Origin of the sequence: Pseudomonas paraversuta, assembly GCF_904063065.1 — a bacterium.
GTDB classification, from domain to species: domain Bacteria; phylum Pseudomonadota; class Gammaproteobacteria; order Pseudomonadales; family Pseudomonadaceae; genus Aquipseudomonas; species Aquipseudomonas paraversuta.
In genome coordinates this window covers 456,733-474,221 of sequence record NZ_CAJFCL010000003.1, presented here as the reverse complement: position 1 = coordinate 474,221, position 17,489 = coordinate 456,733, and the positions used below count along the sequence as shown (strand labels likewise).

Annotated in this window: 24 protein-coding genes, 1 tRNA gene and 1 pseudogene; 12 read left to right on the top strand and 14 right to left on the bottom strand. The window is 51.6% G+C overall.

Features of this window, described 5'->3' with window-relative positions; genetic code table 11:
* Nucleotides 1-374: 374 nt before the first annotated feature.
* Together JQ845_RS08265 and JQ845_RS08260 are read right to left on the bottom strand one after the other, a co-directional pair.
* Nucleotides 375-650, bottom strand: coding sequence for an Ogr/Delta-like zinc finger protein (locus JQ845_RS08265; protein WP_003447468.1), 276 nt, complete (start codon nucleotides 648-650; stop codon nucleotides 375-377).
* A gap of 204 nt (nucleotides 651-854) precedes the next feature.
* Complete coding sequence (locus JQ845_RS08260; RefSeq protein WP_161718484.1) at nucleotides 855-1,187, bottom strand: hypothetical protein; 333 nt, start codon at nucleotides 1,185-1,187, stop codon at nucleotides 855-857.
* A gap of 173 nt (nucleotides 1,188-1,360) precedes the next feature.
* Between JQ845_RS08260 and JQ845_RS08255 the strand changes: the two genes are divergently transcribed.
* Nucleotides 1,361-1,771 carry a helix-turn-helix domain-containing protein gene (locus JQ845_RS08255; protein WP_003447467.1) on the top strand — a complete coding sequence of 137 codons (411 nt, stop codon included), beginning with the start codon at nucleotides 1,361-1,363 and terminating at the stop codon, nucleotides 1,769-1,771.
* A 124-nt stretch (nucleotides 1,772-1,895) separates the two neighbouring features.
* Here JQ845_RS08255 and JQ845_RS08250 read toward each other — a convergent pair whose 3' ends face one another.
* Nucleotides 1,896-2,246, bottom strand: a complete 351-nt coding sequence (locus tag JQ845_RS08250) for a putative holin (protein ID WP_203008860.1) — start codon at nucleotides 2,244-2,246, stop codon at nucleotides 1,896-1,898.
* Nucleotides 2,247-3,081: 835 nt separating this feature from the next.
* Here JQ845_RS08250 and JQ845_RS08245 point away from each other — a divergent pair.
* Nucleotides 3,082-3,516, top strand: coding sequence for a DUF3757 domain-containing protein (locus tag JQ845_RS08245; RefSeq protein WP_236010198.1), 435 nt, complete (start codon nucleotides 3,082-3,084; stop codon nucleotides 3,514-3,516).
* Between the two features lie 100 nt (nucleotides 3,517-3,616).
* Here the strand turns inward: JQ845_RS08245 and JQ845_RS08240 are convergent, their stop codons facing one another.
* The 6 genes from JQ845_RS08240 to JQ845_RS08215 all read right to left on the bottom strand — a co-directional run bounded on the left by JQ845_RS08240 (nucleotide 3,617) and on the right by JQ845_RS08215 (nucleotide 6,719).
* Nucleotides 3,617-4,063 carry a cupin domain-containing protein gene (locus JQ845_RS08240; RefSeq protein ID WP_203008859.1) on the bottom strand — a complete coding sequence of 149 codons (447 nt, stop codon included), beginning with the start codon at nucleotides 4,061-4,063 and terminating at the stop codon, nucleotides 3,617-3,619.
* Between the two features lie 543 nt (nucleotides 4,064-4,606).
* Nucleotides 4,607-4,789, bottom strand: coding sequence for a hypothetical protein (locus JQ845_RS08235; RefSeq protein ID WP_081481301.1), 183 nt, complete (start codon nucleotides 4,787-4,789; stop codon nucleotides 4,607-4,609).
* Between the two features lie 11 nt (nucleotides 4,790-4,800).
* Nucleotides 4,801-5,118 (bottom strand): DUF2388 domain-containing protein, encoded by a 318-nt coding sequence (locus JQ845_RS08230; protein ID WP_003447463.1) that lies wholly within the window; start codon nucleotides 5,116-5,118, stop codon nucleotides 4,801-4,803.
* A 32-nt stretch (nucleotides 5,119-5,150) separates the two neighbouring features.
* Complete coding sequence (locus tag JQ845_RS08225; RefSeq protein WP_003447462.1) at nucleotides 5,151-5,534, bottom strand: DUF1090 domain-containing protein; 384 nt, start codon at nucleotides 5,532-5,534, stop codon at nucleotides 5,151-5,153.
* Nucleotides 5,535-5,561: 27 nt separating this feature from the next.
* The gene (locus JQ845_RS08220; RefSeq protein WP_160627188.1) at nucleotides 5,562-5,945 is read right to left on the bottom strand and encodes a hypothetical protein; all 384 of its coding nucleotides are present in this window, start codon (nucleotides 5,943-5,945) and stop codon (nucleotides 5,562-5,564) included.
* A gap of 408 nt (nucleotides 5,946-6,353) precedes the next feature.
* The gene (locus JQ845_RS08215; RefSeq protein ID WP_203008858.1) at nucleotides 6,354-6,719 is read right to left on the bottom strand and encodes a DUF4236 domain-containing protein; all 366 of its coding nucleotides are present in this window, start codon (nucleotides 6,717-6,719) and stop codon (nucleotides 6,354-6,356) included.
* A 175-nt stretch (nucleotides 6,720-6,894) separates the two neighbouring features.
* On the opposite strand from JQ845_RS08215, the gene JQ845_RS08210 reads away from it, so the two are divergent.
* Nucleotides 6,895-7,260, top strand: coding sequence for a hypothetical protein (locus tag JQ845_RS08210; RefSeq protein WP_003447460.1), 366 nt, complete (start codon nucleotides 6,895-6,897; stop codon nucleotides 7,258-7,260).
* A gap of 136 nt (nucleotides 7,261-7,396) precedes the next feature.
* Here JQ845_RS08210 and JQ845_RS08205 read toward each other — a convergent pair whose 3' ends face one another.
* The gene (locus JQ845_RS08205; protein ID WP_203008857.1) at nucleotides 7,397-7,948 is read right to left on the bottom strand and encodes a hypothetical protein; all 552 of its coding nucleotides are present in this window, start codon (nucleotides 7,946-7,948) and stop codon (nucleotides 7,397-7,399) included.
* A 183-nt stretch (nucleotides 7,949-8,131) separates the two neighbouring features.
* Between JQ845_RS08205 and JQ845_RS08200 the strand changes: the two genes are divergently transcribed.
* On the top strand, nucleotides 8,132-8,476 hold the full coding sequence (locus JQ845_RS08200) for a tyrosine-type recombinase/integrase (protein WP_236010197.1): 345 nt from the start codon (nucleotides 8,132-8,134) through the stop codon (nucleotides 8,474-8,476).
* Nucleotides 8,477-9,004: 528 nt separating this feature from the next.
* On the top strand, nucleotides 9,005-9,586 hold the full coding sequence (locus tag JQ845_RS08195; RefSeq protein ID WP_203008856.1) for a hypothetical protein: 582 nt from the start codon (nucleotides 9,005-9,007) through the stop codon (nucleotides 9,584-9,586).
* A gap of 391 nt (nucleotides 9,587-9,977) precedes the next feature.
* Here JQ845_RS08195 and JQ845_RS08190 read toward each other — a convergent pair whose 3' ends face one another.
* Entirely contained in the window at nucleotides 9,978-11,078 is a 1,101-nt protein-coding gene (locus JQ845_RS08190; protein ID WP_203008855.1) for a hypothetical protein, read from the bottom strand.
* A 183-nt stretch (nucleotides 11,079-11,261) separates the two neighbouring features.
* Here JQ845_RS08190 and JQ845_RS08185 point away from each other — a divergent pair.
* From JQ845_RS08185 to JQ845_RS23060, 5 genes and pseudogenes are all read left to right on the top strand, one after another.
* Nucleotides 11,262-11,621 (top strand): annotated as a pseudogene (locus JQ845_RS08185) (S-type pyocin domain-containing protein); the annotation flags it as partial.
* 1 nt (nucleotide 11,622) lies between these two features.
* The gene (locus JQ845_RS08180) at nucleotides 11,623-11,895 is read left to right on the top strand and encodes a hypothetical protein (protein WP_203008854.1); all 273 of its coding nucleotides are present in this window, start codon (nucleotides 11,623-11,625) and stop codon (nucleotides 11,893-11,895) included.
* Nucleotides 11,896-12,446: 551 nt separating this feature from the next.
* The gene (locus tag JQ845_RS08175; RefSeq protein WP_203008853.1) at nucleotides 12,447-12,680 is read left to right on the top strand and encodes a hypothetical protein; all 234 of its coding nucleotides are present in this window, start codon (nucleotides 12,447-12,449) and stop codon (nucleotides 12,678-12,680) included.
* Entirely contained in the window at nucleotides 12,680-13,111 is a 432-nt protein-coding gene (locus JQ845_RS23065) for a phage integrase Arm DNA-binding domain-containing protein (protein WP_236010196.1), read from the top strand. The genes JQ845_RS08175 and JQ845_RS23065 overlap by 1 nt, the downstream gene beginning before the upstream one ends.
* A complete protein-coding gene (locus tag JQ845_RS23060; protein ID WP_236010195.1) occupies nucleotides 13,112-13,816 on the top strand; it encodes a tyrosine-type recombinase/integrase in 705 nt (234 codons plus the stop codon).
* Between the two features lie 87 nt (nucleotides 13,817-13,903).
* On the opposite strand, the gene JQ845_RS08165 is transcribed toward JQ845_RS23060, so the two are convergent.
* A tRNA-Val gene (locus JQ845_RS08165) sits at nucleotides 13,904-13,980 on the bottom strand.
* A 184-nt stretch (nucleotides 13,981-14,164) separates the two neighbouring features.
* Here JQ845_RS08165 and JQ845_RS08160 point away from each other — a divergent pair.
* Nucleotides 14,165-15,448 (top strand): NAD(P)/FAD-dependent oxidoreductase, encoded by a 1,284-nt coding sequence (locus JQ845_RS08160; RefSeq protein ID WP_010656135.1) that lies wholly within the window; start codon nucleotides 14,165-14,167, stop codon nucleotides 15,446-15,448.
* Between the two features lie 110 nt (nucleotides 15,449-15,558).
* Here JQ845_RS08160 and JQ845_RS08155 read toward each other — a convergent pair whose 3' ends face one another.
* The gene (locus tag JQ845_RS08155) at nucleotides 15,559-16,239 is read right to left on the bottom strand and encodes a peptidase C39 family protein (protein ID WP_203008852.1); all 681 of its coding nucleotides are present in this window, start codon (nucleotides 16,237-16,239) and stop codon (nucleotides 15,559-15,561) included.
* Between the two features lie 223 nt (nucleotides 16,240-16,462).
* Between JQ845_RS08155 and JQ845_RS08150 the strand changes: the two genes are divergently transcribed.
* Nucleotides 16,463-16,630 (top strand): hypothetical protein, encoded by a 168-nt coding sequence (locus JQ845_RS08150; protein WP_003447354.1) that lies wholly within the window; start codon nucleotides 16,463-16,465, stop codon nucleotides 16,628-16,630.
* Between the two features lie 97 nt (nucleotides 16,631-16,727).
* On the opposite strand, the gene JQ845_RS08145 is transcribed toward JQ845_RS08150, so the two are convergent.
* On the bottom strand, nucleotides 16,728-17,483 hold the full coding sequence (locus JQ845_RS08145; RefSeq protein ID WP_003447353.1) for a TerC family protein: 756 nt from the start codon (nucleotides 17,481-17,483) through the stop codon (nucleotides 16,728-16,730).
* Nucleotides 17,484-17,489 lie beyond the last annotated feature (6 nt).

Here is a 17,489-nt window from a genome sequence, read left to right as displayed (position 1 = left end):
GAAGTAAAAATATATCGCCAGCTGCAGGCCAGGCCCTTGCGAAAGACAAGGCATTACGAAGCAAGAAAAATGGTCGGGCAGTAGGCGCGCGCAGGCCTGACAGATTCAAAAATCCTGGAGTGGTGTACAACCTGCAGGGTATAGCGTTATACAAGCGTCGCTATAGAGTAGAGGTATTTTTAATACCGCTAATTCATCTGTAGGACTGGAGAGAGGGACGGATAAGCACTCCATATCCCGCTGCAATAAGGACGCCCCATAGAGTGGATAGTTTGAAGGGCGCCCATTGAATGGATAGTTTGAGTTACACAGGGAAAGCAGCGCCTGATGCCGCTGTTTCCACCTCGCTGCCAGGTCAAGGTTTTGCTATTGATCTAACTCGTCTTTTTATTGCCCCTTGGAAGAGGCGCCTCAGGCTTCATTGCTGTACGACGAAGCGCACCGTCTGCGATGGGTAGCTTGACGGAAGGATTGGCCATACCACTTGGACTCATCTCGTGGGTCATTTCAAACTCGGCCCTGACCGACCATCCGCAGCCCTCAAACACGCATTGCAGATAGGCAATGCGCAAAAAAATATGTCGCCCTTCGCTAGTACGTATGCGCATTTTGTTGGAACAATGGGGGCAAACCAGTTTATAGGCACTCATATTCAAAAATCCATATTGAAGAAATAATTATTGGTCGCGGCTGAAGCTCTAATTAGGAATCAAACTTATTGGTAATAACACACCTTGCTACCCCCCCACAGCTGTTCCCATCAACACACCTGCTAAACTGCACATGACTTTCCCGCCCCACGGAGCAAAATCCAGACACCCCATACCCTAGCCTCCAAACCACTTAGTTATTGATCACTTGATGACACCTGATCCGATTAAACATCGGCATTGACCGAAATAGCCCGGAACTTGATTTTGCAAGTATCGCTTGATACGTTCAGCGCTATCCACACCACCACTAAACAACCATTTTAAATCGCGTACAGTCACCAAAGTTTGACGAAGCGCAACAAACCCGAAAACAACACTGACCATCCATCCAGAGCCAGGCACTACTGTAAAGAAATCCATCTTATACAAATGAGTTTTTAGGAGTTTTCTTATTGTGTTTTTTGCAGTTTCGGCAGAATACATAACAAAAGGTATTTTATTTCGCTCGATACAACACTTCGCTTTAGTACTCACAGACTATTGAACCTCTACTTATAGCGTCCCTGCTATCCTTGTTGTGTAAGCACTGACCAACCATCTCGACGATAGTGCTTGTGCATGCGCTCGCGCTTGCTAAATACCGTGTAGTCCTTAGTAATATCAAAGCTACATGCCCAATTGAGATTATGTCAAGGAAGGAGCCCCAAATGGGTATTGAAAATAGAATTAGATTAGCAATCGAACTGAGTAACCTGTCGCTAAAGGATGCTGCGATGTTATGTGAAATCCCCTATAGCTCGCTACAAAATTGGGTCAGTGGCGCACGGGACCCGCGGTCAGATGCTTTGATATCTTTAGCGTCCCATTTGGGAGTATCGATTGACTGGCTACTCACCGGACAAGGCCCTATCCGGCGTACCCACACCCCGGAGAGCGCTGTGCTGGAGTCGCGCTTAAGTCCCGCAGAAGATTCTCTAATTACCCTGTTCCGCTCTGTAAATGAAGATGATCGTCTGCATATAAAAAACATTATTCTGGAGCGCAAACGCTTTCGAGAACTGGAACAGCGCATACATGATATCGATAGGCTGTTGTCTAACCACATAACCAGCAACTAACCCGGGTACAGATTGAATGTATTCATGCTGCAGGCCTGTCAATAGTGTATTGCGGCGCTTCAGTAATCAGGCGTTTTGAAACACCGGGAAAAGCAACGGATCTCGCTGCGCATCATGCTGGATTTTATCGCCCTCCTCGCAGCCGCTTGATGAGTTCAGGGAGGTCCGCTTGCCTCACCCAGACATTCACCTTGATCCCGATGGGAACCACAATCAAGGCACAACCGAATGCAGCACCTCCAGCGGTGAATACGGGAGCGATTTCCATGGCCATCGGTGCAAATATATAACCGGCCCCTGCTGATAAAAAAAGAGTGGTGAGACGCTGCCTGATACTGGAATTCCTTTTGCCGCTCATAATTAGCCAGGCTCCTAGCGCTGCACCAATCATGACTTCGATATCTATTCCCGATACTATGCATCCGCAGCACTTGGCACTGAGTTCCACCAGCTCCTTGAATGAAGACTCATCCATTATGAAATACTCCTGAGGCCAAATCTTTTCGAGACCATCTAAAGCTCGTAACTTTCTCGCAAACACCCAACATCCTGGATCGAACATTCTATTTTCAGACCCGGAGCACATTATTCAGGCGCACATTAATATCCCTCTTGAAACCTGTAAAACCAATAGAAAAAAGCATGCTTTAAAAGCCTGAACGGGGCAATGTTGCAAAACTGTAAAAGCGTCGACCACAAGAGCCTGACCGCCGCCCGGCAAAACACATCCCCGTGAAGAACGAGGCCAGGCCAACGCGTCAGTACCCTGTGGGGATTGCTACTTCTTACACGATAGGCACGGGCACTATGCCTGTTTACCCCGCTGTCTAAAGAACGGGCGCTTCTCGGCGTCGACATTAATAGCTGGCGCGCCTCCGGCAGTTCCTGCCCATGTCCATGAACCTCGAGCCGGCACCCGACTTTATACAAATGCTGTGGGTTGGGCGCCCGGCTCTAACTGCAGCCGAATCTTGCGCAGTAACAAATTCCGGCGCTGATTGAGAGCCCGCCCGCTCCACTAATCCTCCCCCAAATGTCCCGACATATTTGCCCCTACGAAGTGCTCCCTCCAACCCCCGTGGCAGTGGGAGTTGTACAGTCGCACTTTACAAATGCGATGTCTGACACAGGGCCCTGGCCAAGTGTATGGTCAATGACAACTCGGCAACACGAAGTTCTTGTTAGCAGGCACCTGCCTGCCTTTAATTGAATGTATCGAATACACACCCACAAACAGGCTTACTCAATCAACCTGTAACAGCCAGTGCTATTCAACAACTCGCCAGTACAGGTAGCCAAGGAATATCATCGTGAAACCCTATTTAACACTTACTACCCTAGCGTCACTTATGGCGATCGCCACAACTTCCCAAGCCCTGGAAAATTGCCCTGAAGTTTCAGAGATAGAACAAATCGCCCCCGGTATTTATCGCGCAAACGGGGAGCATGGAGAGTGGTCTGGCGTTCTCCAGGGCGTCGTGGCGAAAACAGCACCTGTGCAGTACTTTGAAATGGCGCTTGCCATTCAGGAGCAACAGCCCGCCCCCCAATACTTTCAGTACTGCACCTACAGCCTTGGCGATCAGGACCTGCTCGACCTGCGATTTCTGGCAAAAAATGAAAGTGACTTCAACATAAAAACTGAAGGCGACACCTGGAAAAATGAGCACGGCCCTTTCGGTATCATCTACCACGTGTGCGAGAACACCGCACCGCAAGACTGCAAGTTCTCTCTCATTCAATAATGCAGTTTCAGCTGTTGCAGAGCCTGCAAAGTGGCAACAAACCTGCCTGCTGAAGTGGCGAGCAGGTCTGCGGTGATTTAGCGGGCTCCCGGGCCTGAGTTCACTGCGCCGATCCGTCCTGCGGCGCGCCCGAACTGGCGGGCCTGGACAACTTAAGGCCCGGTACTGCCGCATAAAACATAAGAAGCTCCACACCGCGGTCGCCTGTCATGCCACGATGAACAATATCAACAGACTCTGCCATTACAGCACCTTGGGTAAACAATCGCTGCTTGCCAGTCGCTCGTATCTCTACTCTGAACTCACCCGATAATACGTATACCGCCATAGGGCAAGGATGGGTGTGCCAGTCCATTATGGAGTTGGCCGGTATCCGGGTAATTGCCAGCGTTAACTCCGGCGTCCCCTCAGGATAAGCGATATAAGGCGTGCCCTCCCAGGACGAACTGGACCTGAGTAAAACTTCACTTGTTACCCCCTCTTTGGCAATCGTGGTACAGCAATCGAATATGGGCGGGATTGCTTCGCCCGTGTGAGATTTCTTCATGATTTTGATCCCGCGCGGATAAGAATGAAGTAGGGATCTGCCTTGCCAAGTCGCTAGATCCAGCTTTCTCAATAATGAGTAATTCTCACCGGCGGTAGCCTAGACCATGAATGTGGGTCCGAGGCTAAATGATCAGGACGCCCCCGGGATCACGGCGGAACGCGAATCCGGGCCGTTAAATGTCCAGGCGCACTGTAGGGAGGGAGTGTCGTTTCTACAGTCGGAACCAGGCTGACGGGATGCATAGAGCCCGGCACAAAGGCCGGGCTTTTTAACTACACAAACCTCAGGCGGGAAACCCCAGGGAATCGCGCATCCGGTACCAACTGATTGCCAGTGCAGCCCCCAGTTGGCGGGCGGGGTACATGCCGGTCGGTCGTCGTATCCCCATGTACGGCTCATCGACGGCGCGCGCCCAGGGGTCGATGATTCGGACGGGGTTTAAATCAAGCACCGCCAAGGGTGAACGGCTAACTGAGAAGGCGGGGGTTTTGGCAACGCTCTTGAGCCACTGGCACTTCTCAGTTACGCGTGGCCACTTTATTAATTCTTTACCCGAGAGGACGCGGCATTGGCTTTTTTTAGCCGTTCAATACGACTTTTTTTGGCGTAATCGTCACGGGCTTGTGCAGCACCCCCCACTGCTTGAATCCAGTCTCTGGTCGTGCAACCTGAGAGACTGGCAGTCAACATAAGGACGCCGGCAAGTAAAATCTTGAGTTTCATGGACACGCCCCCTACTCAGATACCGACAGCAGCAATAAACCTGTGGCCAGTTCCATATCACTGACACCCCGGGCAGATTCAGACGCCCGCAGCGCATTGATTGACGCCTCCAGGTAAGGGCCGCGGATAGCACCATCGCTTGCCACAAAAGAACTCGCATCACCCAGTAATGACGTGTTCAGTTTGTTGTCCCTGGACGTGAGATAGGTTGTTCCTCCGGACGTACTGGAGATGAGTGTTTCAAGCCAAAAATCATTCATGGCCATTGCCGAACTGGAAAATGTTGCCAGTGCGCAAACCGTCATGACCTTAACCCATGCATTGCTCATGTAGACTCTCATCATTTAATAACCGTACACCGTTAATCTTCTGTCGCGCGGGCTAATTGCCGGCGAGCGTCATGCAGCTTTTCCCGGCATACTTTAATTCTGCCTGGCGCGCCCTCTTCCAACGCCTTTTCAAGTTGCTCACTTCTGTAAATAACCTCAGCCGCAGCGCTTGCCATTTTATTTTGATGACGATCAAGCGGATCGTCCTGACAGTACCGCTGCACGTTGCGCAAGGCTGTTTCCAGCCCCGACTGTTTATATCGATTACCGCTTAGTTTGGCCTGCTCCAATTGATAGAGTATTTCATCACGACGCTCTGCACAGGTACTGTCATTATGAGCCGCAGAGTAACCACTCATTAACAGGCAACCCAACCCAACGCCTAATGTCCATTGACTGACTAGTTTCTTACGCATCTTCAGGCCTCGGCACCACAACTTTAATTAAATACGCACATCTAACAGAGCCCACTCAGGGGGCTGAACATGGCTTTCAACAGTACTTAGGTAACTCCCCAGCGCCTTTCGCAAATGAGCACGGGAGAACTGTGTACTGCAACGGCTCGGGTTATCTGATGAATCGTGAGAGTGTGCATTATGGTTATGACGGGCACGGACTTTAACAATGCGCAGCGCTTCCATGACCATGGGCTGACACCTGCGCCTGGACAACGGAAAGTTTTCAAACAACCAATCGACAGGAACATACACGTGACCAAAACAGACCAGCGCAGGTGTGATCTTGCGCAGGGTTAATACAACCACTTCCTGTTCTTCGCCGCCGAATGTTGCAGCCACAAATAAAACCCCTTGTTTATTCACGGCCACTGAGCGTTCCCAGACAGCGCACCCGTCACAGTCTCCACTTTCAATATACAGCCAATCCAACTTTACCCCCTGGCAGCACGCTATATTCAGAACCGGCTTTAAACTACTTGTCGCCAGTTGCATGCCACCATCATAAAAGGCAGTTCTGTATAAGTCCTTAAGTGCGCATTACTCAACCTTACTCAATCTTACCTGCCTCCCACGTGCTCCCCAGGCCCCCGCCCGTTGCCGGCTCAAGGGCCATTCAGACTGACTACATTGGTCCTGCCGGAGCCATGAAGGGACAGAGATTTCAATTCAGCTTCGCTGAAGCAGAGTGAGCAGCATCCCATGTTAATCAACGCCTGCTACTGGGTTGATACCTCTATCGGCGCAGATCAGGTAAGCCCCTGCACACAGGTGCACGCTTCAAACAGCAGGTTTCGAACGATAGTAAAGAAACATACCAAGTGGGATGAACACAGCCAATGCGCCGCACAGTAGCCGAAAGCCTCCATCAAGCATAAACCAGCCGACAATGGCCGCAATTTCGCCAATAACCCAAGCGGTGACCCATTCAGCTGTTGAGTATTCACGAGGCACAGCAGGTGCTGCTTGCTTTTGTTTAGCTTTGTAGAAAGTAGAGCTGGAAATACCAGTGCCCGGAATACCAGTCGTGATCCGCGTACCGCGTTTACTTAGATTGGCTGTTGCACCTTTCACGCCTAGAGATGTGCTGACACCAATCCGAACACCAGGAGCAATTTTAATGCTCTTCCTGATTCTGAGGGCCATGACTCACTTCCTTTACGAAAAAAAACACTTTAGCATTAAAAGGCCACTATCGAAATTCAGCTTAACTAGGCACAATCCTGACTGTAAACATAAATGGCAAGCCAGTGTCTGTACGGGGCCCAGACAGCGGCGCTTAGCCATAACACCTGACCAGGGCGAAGGAATAGTGAGACTGATGGCAATAGGCGACAGAATCAGAGCAGCAGCATCAACACCAAGAGATGATAAACAATGGCGCTATGGACTGCGCTACGCAATCATGCTTGATATTGAAGCATTCAAGGAGCGAGAAAGCTTTCGTAATCCCCTTTCCCATGAACAGCTTGATGCAATCGGTGCAAATGATCTTCTCGCATACAAATTCAGCCAATCATCAGAAATAATGGACTTGATAGCTCCAATTGAGAGTCAGGATCCTGCCTGGATCGCTGCGATGGCAAACGAGTTTGCTAACTATCTTGCAGCCCGGGATAAAGAGCCAAATTGCGAGGCCCCCAACTTGCTTAAGGGAAAAGTGTTTGTAACAGAGTTAGGGATTTAAGTGACCGACCTCCCCAGTGCTTTACCTAAAAAACCAAGGACTGGGGTTGCGCCATTTTCGGAGCGCTTGATTCAAACGGCACCAAATGACAAAGGGCCTCAATGAGACCCTTATGGATCAATTAATCTGCCGCTTGTTATGGAAGTTCCATATAGCCTATTCCATTTTTATCGGCAGATTTATATTGTTCTGGGGTCATTTTTTCTAAATTGCTCACTGCCTTCTCTCGGGCGGGCATGTAATCGCTGATCATCAGTTCCAGTTTCGACGGTTCACCACCATTCTCACCAGTAGCGAGGCGATGGGCTTTCAGTTCATCTAATTTCTGCTTATGTTCAGCCAGTTCCACCCTGGCTTGTGCGAGATGTTTCGCCTGAGCCACTTTAGCTTCCGCCAGCTCTTTTTCAGCCTGTGCTTTGGTTATTGCGGCGGATAGGGCAATGACAGCATCAGCATCTTTACCATCCAAAGCCTTAGCCATGCCTGCACGGTCACTTCCGTAAGACGCCCGCACCACTGAAAGAGAACGATCAAACTCGTCCTTTTTTGCAATATCAATATTTTGACTGATGGAAGTCATCGAGGCTGCAAACTTGGCTTCTGTGGAGCCGTCAATTTTGTCACTGCCACCGCAAGCTGCGAGCAGGGCAAACGAGGAAGCCAGAAAAGTCATTTTGAACACGGTCATAAAACTACACATCCATGGAGCGCTATCGAAGGTATCGATGATGCCAAAGGAACCATAGATATCAAGATAACATCACGAAAGACGCCCGTTCTAGAGCCTTTTATTACGATTTATAAGTCACGAACTGCTTTGGCCGCTAGAGCGACGATCGAGAGGTTGTAAGCGAATGTTTGCCCTCCCCCCGTGGCTTCGCCCTACCTGATCCATTACAGGCCCAAGGCGAGAAAGCGCGAGCAGATAGCCGCCAAGGATCACTGCACCTCGGTCACTCCTAAGTATCTGAGCAACGAGTTCAGCAAAGCCCGGGACGCAGCACATGCGTATGACCATATTCCAGCCACCGAACGACCCACCTTCCACGGGATCCGCGCTTTGGGCGCATGGCTATATGAGCAGCAGAACTTCCCGCAGGAATACATCCAGGCGCTGATGGGCCACGCGGACGCGAAGATGACCAAACACTATCAGGAGGGACACACAGAGAAAGGTATCGAGTATCTGGAGGTGGGTGCTGATTTGGCGTTCTGAGGTGGGGGTTTTGCAAATCGCAGACAACAAAAAAGGGCCCACCTTTCGGTGAGCCCTTCTAGACCGCCCAGCAGAGCGGATTTTGTTTGGTAGGCGCGATTGGACTCGAACCAACGACCCCCACCATGTCAAGGTTGACCGTTATTAAGGCGTAACCTATTGAAATTTATAGAATTTATCCGAATTTTTTGTTGCGTAAAATCAAGTTAAGCTCCTCATAAGAATCAATAACTTAGCGCTGTATTTTGCTACAGCTTTTTGTACTCCCTCCGATGCATGCAATTTCAGTTCTCTTCATGCAGTAGGGCTTTACGTTTGCTTTTCTATCAAACAATCTCCTTGAACTGATTTTTAGTACCTGCCGTGCCACGGTGCAGATCCGTTTTTTCGACTCAGCAACACGCTGCGCACTCCAATAAAGAGTCATGTCTGTAAGAATTATTCTCTGGATATTAGCCTTGCAGGATTGAATACTGGATTGAGATCGCTCTAGCCCTAGCGATTCGTGCCCTTAAACGAGAGCTACTCATGCCCACCCCAGTACCCCCCTTGTACGAAAATGTAACCTTGATAGATGTCAAACTGGCATCAGCCTACTATCCGATACTAGTTGACCTCGCACGACACAAGCACTGCCTGACGTATGGCGAACTGGTTCAACGCGCGAAGGATGAATACCCTAAAAACGACATCGTGCAGAGCGCAATCCCTGTATCCACTGGACGTCGCTTGGATGTCGTCCGTATGTTCACCAATGAGCGCGATATGCCCGACCTTACCTCGCTGGTCATCAGCAAGGGCTCGGGAGAATGCGGCTCAGGATTCAGGCGTAACTTTGATCCGGTGACGACCCGTGAAGCGGTTTTCGCATTCGACTGGAGCGACGTGACTATGGAGTTCGACGGTTTCATCAACCACACAGAACAAGCGATCAAGCCTCGCAAGACCGTGAGCAAAGGGGTGGCTCTCAAAATGATGTCGGATTACCACCTTCAGCATCGCAGCACGCTATCGACAGACATTCGCGAGCGACGCGAGGAGATCATTGATCTGATCATGGAAGGATTCACGCAAGAGCAAGCCTTCCAAATGGTGCAGCAACCGATATGATCCTAAGGGCGAAACGGTGCTTGTGCCGAACTCGTCGCTTACGAGCCCGTTTCAAGTCACTTTATCTGTAAGCAAGCGGCGTGATAATGACTCGCCCCACTTCTGTAGGTACTTTTGAGTGTTAACTTTTGACCGATTTCTGTCTGGCACCAAAGGCAATAATCGGCCAGAAACGGACATTTCGCGACTCATGCTACTGGAACCCTTTTAAAGCTTTACTTCTTGTCTGCTCCAACACGATAAGGTCTAGGGATATATTCTGATTATCTGCTTCCATGCGAACTGGCCTCTGCGAACGGTACCTAGGGGGGGGCTATAGCAGCCTGTCACTAAGGGCTACTTCCGGCTGTGCTGACCCGCAGTCTGACCGGGAGTAGCTAGCTTAACTTGGTTATTTAATATCTGTTGTCTCAACTATTGAGGTCACATCTAAGACAACACCGCTTGACAGGTTTCCCGTCGGCATTTTCGTGATATTGGACTCAGCAATATTGGTTACTGCAATGTCAGCGGCAACAACCGCTGCTGCAGCTGTCGCATTAGACACAGCTGCAGCAGCTGCTGTCTCAGCACTGGATTCAGCAACAACTGCGGTAGCAGTTGCATTGTTAGAGGCAACAAGAGAGGCCTTGCTGGGTGCAGATTTACCACGAGGCGCTACACTTTCTGCCATATCCGCAGCCTCTTTTGCAATATTTGCAGCAGTAAGTGCCGTAGTCGCTGCAGTTACATCCGCAGCTCTGGCTGCCGTAGCTGCCTTAGCTGCTGAAGCAGCAGCAGCTAGCGCGACCGTCATATTATTCTCAGTTACCGCCGCACCTCGAAATCCGACATACAATCCTTCGCTAGATATAACTTTATCTGAACCACTACTATAGTTAATCCCCAGCTTTGCTAAAATAATTTTTGCCACTTCAGGCGGGAGATTGATAGCGGCACTTCCGCCACTACCGCTAGAAATATGATAGATCACATCATAGGAGTACATATGTGTCGGCATATACAGCTTAATGCTTTCATCTCCATCCCTGTATACCGCCACATCTGCAGCACATGTGGTTGTGTGGATTTTCTGTAGCACCTCAGAAATGCTGATGCCAGGTAAAGAGTAGACTTTGCCATTAGCAAGCACAAGTTCAACCCTGTATTTCGCGGCGTAATTTGCATTCAATTGGCCAATGTCATCGCTTTTCAATTCAACATCAAAACTTGCTGTTGAACCTCTAATAAACCCAGTATCTGGCGTAATACTAGTTGTTCTTATAGCCTTTATTTTGTCCTCGCTCAATCCGGTAAGCATTGTGGCAGAGCAAACTTGCTCAAAATTGCTACCTTTCCTAGCCATAAACAAACTATATGGATGTCCCTCATCACTTGAGGGTACAAATACATTGGGTATCTGCAATTCTTCTTTAATAAACGATTCGTAGGTGTGCTGACACCCACTGACAAAAATAATGCCGACTAGCAGTCCGGATTTTATTGCTTTCATCTAGAAACCCCCAGCTTTTAGTGGTTTTTTTCAGATGGCATGGAGTTCGATTGTTCAGAAGTTAATAAACGGGTCAGTTAAGCACATCGTTCCAAAGTTACATGCGAGAAAATGCATCGCGGCATAAAAAAAACGATAGCCCAAAACTGACTTCTTCGCTAATTTAGGTTGGCTTCCCCAGATGGCCCAACCCAAAATCTCGACTGGAAGAAAGCTTCGGTCACAAAAACCGGCATAGATCTGGTAAAACTGCATACGGGGCGATTCGCCCCCTCAGATGCTAATAAAATCATAATTGAGCGTCTCGGAAAAATCCTAAAAGGCGAAATTGCTATCACTGACGTCGACAAACGCTTTTACACGCACGAACTGAGGGAGCTTGAGCGATACAGGTCTCTTGGGGTTGCCGACGGCATTGAAGGAAACGGATGGAATAACGCTCACTCTGCAACTCTAGAAGACTTCAAACTCAAAGATTCTTCTGATTTATTCTATACACCAGATGCAATAACTGCTGAAAATAAACAAGTATATGGAGAATAAAATGAACGACATTAATGAAGTAGTTATTGCAGAAAGCCCACGAGACGTTATTCTTTTCGCTACTAGAAATGAAAAAATTATCTCATACCCTGCTCTGGATAGACTTTACAGCAGAAATAACTGGGCAAATATCTCTAACAATGTTGAACTCTTAAAGCTCGTTGAGGCAATGACGCTGGAAGGCTTGATTGAACATGCAGACGGAGGCTACAGAAAAGGGCCTAACTGGAAAGAGCCAGCATTCATTACCAAGAAAAAACACCCCACCAAGTAAATAGCATACTCCCAAGAAAACCCAGACACACTGGGTTTTCTTTAACTTTATAATTCACACCACCAAAAAACCTAGCACACTTTGTGCTTTTATTTTTCACGCACCCCAAAACAACCAAAAACCATTTTATAAATATATCAAACCAAACTTTCTTTCCCAGTGCAGGGCCAAATAATCCGCAACACACGCTACAGAGCTCTAACTATTACATCCGAGAAACCCTCGAACTAATGACAAGATATTTAGCCAACTCCACCAGGCACTGCCGCCTGTGGGCGATATGGAGCCATCTCTATGCTTACAAAAAATATTGGCGAACGTATCGACGCCCGATGCACCCGTTGCGGCGGGCGGTACTTTCAGATTAACGAAGAATTCATCAACTTAGTCAGCTACGAGGTGCTTGCCGGCAAGATCAGCACCGTCAGCTCTACGGATAAACTTAAAGCAACAGGGCGCCTACTCGGCCGCTGTCGTCAGTGCGGCCACGACTGGGCTTTCCGAAAGAATCCACTCACTTCATAAACTCCCCCCCAGAGAATGGAATCAACATGGCAAAGATCATTGCCCAGATCACTGCCCGCCTCCCTCGCTTGATGGAGGCCGGCGAATACAGAAAGCTGCGTTACGCAGGCGACAAGCCCAGCCTGCAACAACTCAAAAAATGGATTGAGGAAGGCGAGGTGTTGGGGGAGGTAAAAGGCGGGATGTATTTCGTAGACCTGCAGGCCGCGATTATGGGGTCGAGCGATCCGCTGCTCGCTCAAATGCTGGAGCTTGGGTAATGGCTTCTCGGCCTCGCACAATCAAAAACCGCAAGCTTCCCCCCAACCTCTACCCCAACGGCAAATACTGGCGGTACCGCAACCCCATCACCGGCCTGATGACCAGCATCAACCGGCCACTTGAGGACGCTATCAAGCTGGCCAGGGCCGCCAATGCAAAGCTGGCCCCTGTGATGGCCGGTGACGGTGAGCTACTCATGATCCTGACAGGCGATCGTCTGCCCACGATGCGCAACCTGGTCGAACGCTTTGAGGCCGAATGGTTGAAAGATCGTGGCTATGCCGCCCGTACCCTGGTTGAGATCCAGTTCAAGCTTGAGCGCTACAGGCAGGACTTGGGAGATCAGTTGGTCGGCCAGCTCGATGTGCTTAGCATCGCGGAGTACCTGGATGGCTTCAGCAACAACGCTTACACCAAGCACCGCGGTTAGTTGATCCAGATTTTTGCCTTCGCGGTGGCCAAGGGTTTGGCTGAGCGCAACGTGGCCGAGCTGACACTGATCAAAAAGGAAGCCGAGAAGAAGCGTCAGCGACACACGCTGACGGGCCTGATGACGATTGTGGACGCGGACACCACGCCAATCTGGCTGAAACGCGCCATCCGCTTGGCGTTGGCCAGCCTGCAGCGGCGTGACGATATCGTTTCGTGGCTCAAGTCTTCGGTGGACCTTGAGAACAACACGATCAAGGTTTCGCCCGGCAAGACCCAAGGCTATGACAACCCGATTCACTTGCAGATCAAAGTGGGCAAAGCCCTACGAGAGGTTGTGAGCGAATGTTTGCGCTCCCCCGTGGCTTCGCCCTACCTGATCCATTACAGGCCCAAGGCGAGAAAGCGCGAGCAGATAGCTGCCAAGGATCACTGGACCTCGGTCACTCCCAACTATCTGAGCAACGAGTTCAGCAAGGCCAGGGACGCGGCGCATGCGTATGACCATATTCCGGCCACCGAACGACCCACCTTTCACGGGATCCGCGCTTTGGGCGCATGGCTATATGAGCAGCAGAATTTCCCGCAGGAATACATCCAGGCGCTGATGGGCCACGCGGACGCGAAGATGACCAAGCACTATCAGGATGGGCACACAGAGAAAGGTATCGAGTATCTGGAGGTGGGTGCTGATTTGGCGTTCTGAGGCGGGGGTTTTGCAAATCCCAGACAACAAAAAAGGGCCCACCTTTCGGTGAGCCCTTCTAGACCGCCCAGCAGAGCGGATTTTGTTTGGTAGGCGCGATTGGACTCGAACCAACGACCCCCACCATGTCAAGGTGGTGCTCTAACCAACTGAGCTACGTGCCTGCTGTGGGGTCGCATTCTATAGATTTGCGGAGGGGTGTCAACACCTTTTTTGCAGCTAACTCTATGAATAGTCGAATTATTTATAGGAGACGCAAAAAACCGCTTCCGCAGGTGGCTAGCCGCTGGATTTCAACTCAGGTAGCATCGCCCTTACTCGTCAAATATATTAAACAGAGGCTGCAGAATGTCGAACACCCCCTACCCCCAGTCTTACTATGCAGCTTCTGCCAATCCGGTTCCCGAACGCCCCGCCCTGCAGGAGGAGATCGAGACTGACGTCTGTGTCATCGGCGCTGGCTATACCGGGCTGTCGAGCGCGCTGTTTTTGCTGGAGAACGGGTTCAGGGTCACGGTTCTGGAAGCCGCAAAGGTCGGTTTCGGCGCGTCTGGTCGCAATGGCGGGCAGATTGTTAATAGTTACAGCCGTGACATTGATGTCATCGAGCGGACGGTGGGGGCCAAGCAGGCGCAGCTGTTGGGGCAAATGGCGTTTGAGGGCAGCAAGATCATCCGCGAGCGGGTGGCCAAATATCAAATTCAGTGCGACTTGAAAGACGGCGGTGTGTTTGCCGCCATCACTGCCAAGCAGATGGGTCATCTGGAAGCCCAGAAGAAGCTCTGGGAGCGTTATGGCAATACGCAACTGGAGCTGCTGGATCAGCGCCGGATTCGTGAAGTGGTCGCCTGTGACCAGTATCAGGGCGGGCTGCTGGACATGAGTGGCGGCCATATTCATCCACTCAACCTGGCTCTCGGCGAAGCCGCAGCCGTTGAGTCACTGGGCGGTACGATTTACCAGCAATCACCGGCCATCCGCATTGAGCGCGGCGCCAACCCGGTGGTGCATACGCCTCAAGGCAAGGTCCGCGCCAAATTCATCATCGTTGCCGGTAACGCATATCTGGGTAATTTGGTGCCCGAGCTGGCAGCCAAATCGATGCCATGCGGCACTCAGGTGATCACTACCGAGCCCTTGAGTGATGAGCTGGCCAAGACCCTTCTGCCACAAGACTATTGCGTCGAAGACTGTAACTACTTGCTCGACTACTACAGATTGTCGGGGGACAAGCGCCTGATTTTCGGCGGCGGCGTGGTGTATGGCGCGCGAGACCCGGCCAATATCGAGGCGATTATTCGCCCGAAGATGCTGAAAGCCTTTCCGCAACTCAAGGATGTGAAGATCGACTACGCGTGGACCGGCAATTTCCTGCTGACTCTTTCGCGTCTACCCCAGGTGGGCCGGATCGGTGACAACATCTATTACTCGCAGGGTTGCAGCGGTCACGGGGTGACATATACCCATCTGGCCGGCAAGGTACTGGCCGAAGCCCTGCGCGGTCAGGCCGAGCGCTTCGATGCCTTCGCCGATCTTCCGCACTACCCTTTCCCCGGCGGCCAGCTGTTGCGTACACCGCTGACCGCTTTGGGGGCGTGGTACTACAGCCTGCGTGACAAGTACGGCTTTTAATTTACCTTGTGCAACCCGGGGAGCTGGCTGGCCGGCGATGCAGACGGCACCGATGGCCCCCCGTGAGGCCATCGCGGGCCAGCCCGCCTCCCAGACGATGGTTGTGACCGTTATTTCCCCGAGTTCTCCAGGGCTTTGACGGCCCGGGCTCCAGCCTGCTCCTGACCCGAGCGGGACAGGTCATTGGCCGCTTTCAACCAGCGCGCCTTGTCGACATTGGCCGGCAGTTGCTCGGGCGACAGAATCAGCACCGCCCAGCCTCCGGCATCTTTCCAGGCCGACTCAAACTTGTTGAAGTCCATCAGCCGTCGCCGCTCCATACCGGCACGCAACAGCACGGTGTGCTTGGTGCGGTTATAACCCACCAGCATTGCGTAGCGCGGTTCAGACCAGACTGTACCGTCGCTGAAGCGCAGCATCACCGGATAACCCGCAGCCACCTGGGCCAATAGCGCCGAAAGGGAGGTGTCCAATGGATACACCAGCAACCCGTACCCCGCCGCCAGTTGCTGCATGTTGTCTTGCAGGGATGCTTCGGCACCCGGCAGCTTCAATGGTTTGAGCAGCAGGCCCGGGGTAATTCTGATGCGCTGCTGGCCAAACATGCTGGCCAGCACCTGCGGACCACTTTGATTGGCATTGCCGCGAAAAAAAGGCACACCATTGAGTTCGACCCGTTCCGGCAGGCGACGAAGCTCAGGCGGCTCGACACTGGCACACCCCACCACCGCCAGCGCAAGTACCGCCAGCAACCACAGCCGCACCGATCTTGATCCCGTCACTGCCTGCATATTCCCTCGCCTTGAATGAGCACCGGCCCCGAGGCCCGACATGGCCGTCGATCATAGGATGCCATCAAGCGCAGGTATAGCCTTAAGCTCCAGCGAGATCACCGGGATAGAACAAATCAGTTGGTCCAGCACGACCTTTGGTCAATAGACTGCAACACTACCCGCGCTAGACTGTCAGTTGCTTAGTGTGTGTTTGTGCCCATTGTGGGCAAAGGAGGCACTGATGAGCCCGACATTGACCATTATCCTGCTAATCACCGGCTGGCTGGCCGTTGCCGCCGCAATGCTCTGGGGACTGATGCGCATCAGCCGTCATCATCACCCGCAGGTACAGCCCAAGCTGCAAGTCCCGCCTGAAAAACCCGTGACTGGCACTGCAAACGCCCACTAGGGCGGTTGACGCCTGGTTGTGATCGCGACAAAAGCCCTGCCACAAAAAAGGCCGTCCCCCTGCACAGGGTGGACGGCCTTTGAGTTACAGCTGCAGATTACTTCAGCAGAGCAGCCTGGCGTTTTTCCCGAACCCGCCGCGCCACAATGTTGAGGGTTTCCACCGTGGCGGAGAATGCCATCGCGGCATATACATAGCCCTTGGGTACATGAGCACCAAAGCCTTCAGCGATCAGGGTCATGCCGATCATGATCAGGAAGGCCAGCGCCAGCATCACCACGGTCGGGTTCTCATTGATGAACTTGGCCAGAGGCTCCGAAGCCAGCAACATCACCAGCACCGCCACCACTACGGCAATCACCATGATCGGCAAGTGCTCGGTCATGCCCACCGCAGTAATGATGCTGTCGATGGAGAACACCAGGTCCAGCATCAAGATTTGCCCGATAGCAGCCGCAAAGCCCAGCGCCACCTTGGACGAGACGCCGGTGGTTTTATCCTCGACCTCAGGACTCATGCTGTGGTGGATTTCACTGGTCGCCTTCCACACCAGGAACAGACCACCGGCAATCAGGATCATGTCTTTCCATGAGAAAGCCTGGCCCAGCACTTCAAACACGGGCGTCGTCAGCTGCACGATGTAAGCGATAGTGCCCAGCAGGCCCAGACGCAGGATCAACGCCATGCCAATCCCGATACGGCGCGCCTTGGTGCGATACGCCTCAGGCAGCTTGTTGGTCAAAATCGAGATAAAGATCAGGTTATCGATGCCCAGCACGATTTCCATCACGATCAACGTGGCCAGCGCGACCCAGGCTGCGGGGCTGGCAGCCAGTTGTAAAAGATATTCCATAGGTGT

Coding starts and splice junctions, on each gene's coding strand:
- JQ845_RS08265 (WP_003447468.1), bottom strand. CDS start 650: ATGAGTGCCTATAAACTGGTTTGCCCCCATTGTTCCAACAAAATGCGC.
- JQ845_RS08255 (WP_003447467.1), top strand. CDS start 1,361: ATGGGTATTGAAAATAGAATTAGATTAGCAATCGAACTGAGTAACCTG.
- JQ845_RS08250 (WP_203008860.1), bottom strand. CDS start 2,246: ATGGATGAGTCTTCATTCAAGGAGCTGGTGGAACTCAGTGCCAAGTGC.
- JQ845_RS08240 (WP_203008859.1), bottom strand. CDS start 4,063: ATGAAGAAATCTCACACGGGCGAAGCAATCCCGCCCATATTCGATTGC.
- JQ845_RS08235 (WP_081481301.1), bottom strand. CDS start 4,789: ATGAAACTCAAGATTTTACTTGCCGGCGTCCTTATGTTGACTGCCAGT.
- JQ845_RS08230 (WP_003447463.1), bottom strand. CDS start 5,118: ATGAGCAATGCATGGGTTAAGGTCATGACGGTTTGCGCACTGGCAACA.
- JQ845_RS08225 (WP_003447462.1), bottom strand. CDS start 5,534: ATGCGTAAGAAACTAGTCAGTCAATGGACATTAGGCGTTGGGTTGGGT.
- JQ845_RS08215 (WP_203008858.1), bottom strand. CDS start 6,719: ATGGCCCTCAGAATCAGGAAGAGCATTAAAATTGCTCCTGGTGTTCGG.
- JQ845_RS08210 (WP_003447460.1), top strand. CDS start 6,895: ATGGCAATAGGCGACAGAATCAGAGCAGCAGCATCAACACCAAGAGAT.
- JQ845_RS08205 (WP_203008857.1), bottom strand. CDS start 7,948: ATGACCGTGTTCAAAATGACTTTTCTGGCTTCCTCGTTTGCCCTGCTC.
- JQ845_RS08195 (WP_203008856.1), top strand. CDS start 9,005: ATGCCCACCCCAGTACCCCCCTTGTACGAAAATGTAACCTTGATAGAT.
- JQ845_RS08190 (WP_203008855.1), bottom strand. CDS start 11,078: ATGAAAGCAATAAAATCCGGACTGCTAGTCGGCATTATTTTTGTCAGT.
- JQ845_RS08180 (WP_203008854.1), top strand. CDS start 11,623: ATGAACGACATTAATGAAGTAGTTATTGCAGAAAGCCCACGAGACGTT.
- JQ845_RS08175 (WP_203008853.1), top strand. CDS start 12,447: ATGGCAAAGATCATTGCCCAGATCACTGCCCGCCTCCCTCGCTTGATG.
- JQ845_RS23065 (WP_236010196.1), top strand. CDS start 12,680: ATGGCTTCTCGGCCTCGCACAATCAAAAACCGCAAGCTTCCCCCCAAC.
- JQ845_RS08160 (WP_010656135.1), top strand. CDS start 14,165: ATGTCGAACACCCCCTACCCCCAGTCTTACTATGCAGCTTCTGCCAAT.
- JQ845_RS08155 (WP_203008852.1), bottom strand. CDS start 16,239: ATGCAGGCAGTGACGGGATCAAGATCGGTGCGGCTGTGGTTGCTGGCG.
- JQ845_RS08150 (WP_003447354.1), top strand. CDS start 16,463: ATGAGCCCGACATTGACCATTATCCTGCTAATCACCGGCTGGCTGGCC.
- JQ845_RS08145 (WP_003447353.1), bottom strand. CDS start 17,483: ATGGAATATCTTTTACAACTGGCTGCCAGCCCCGCAGCCTGGGTCGCG.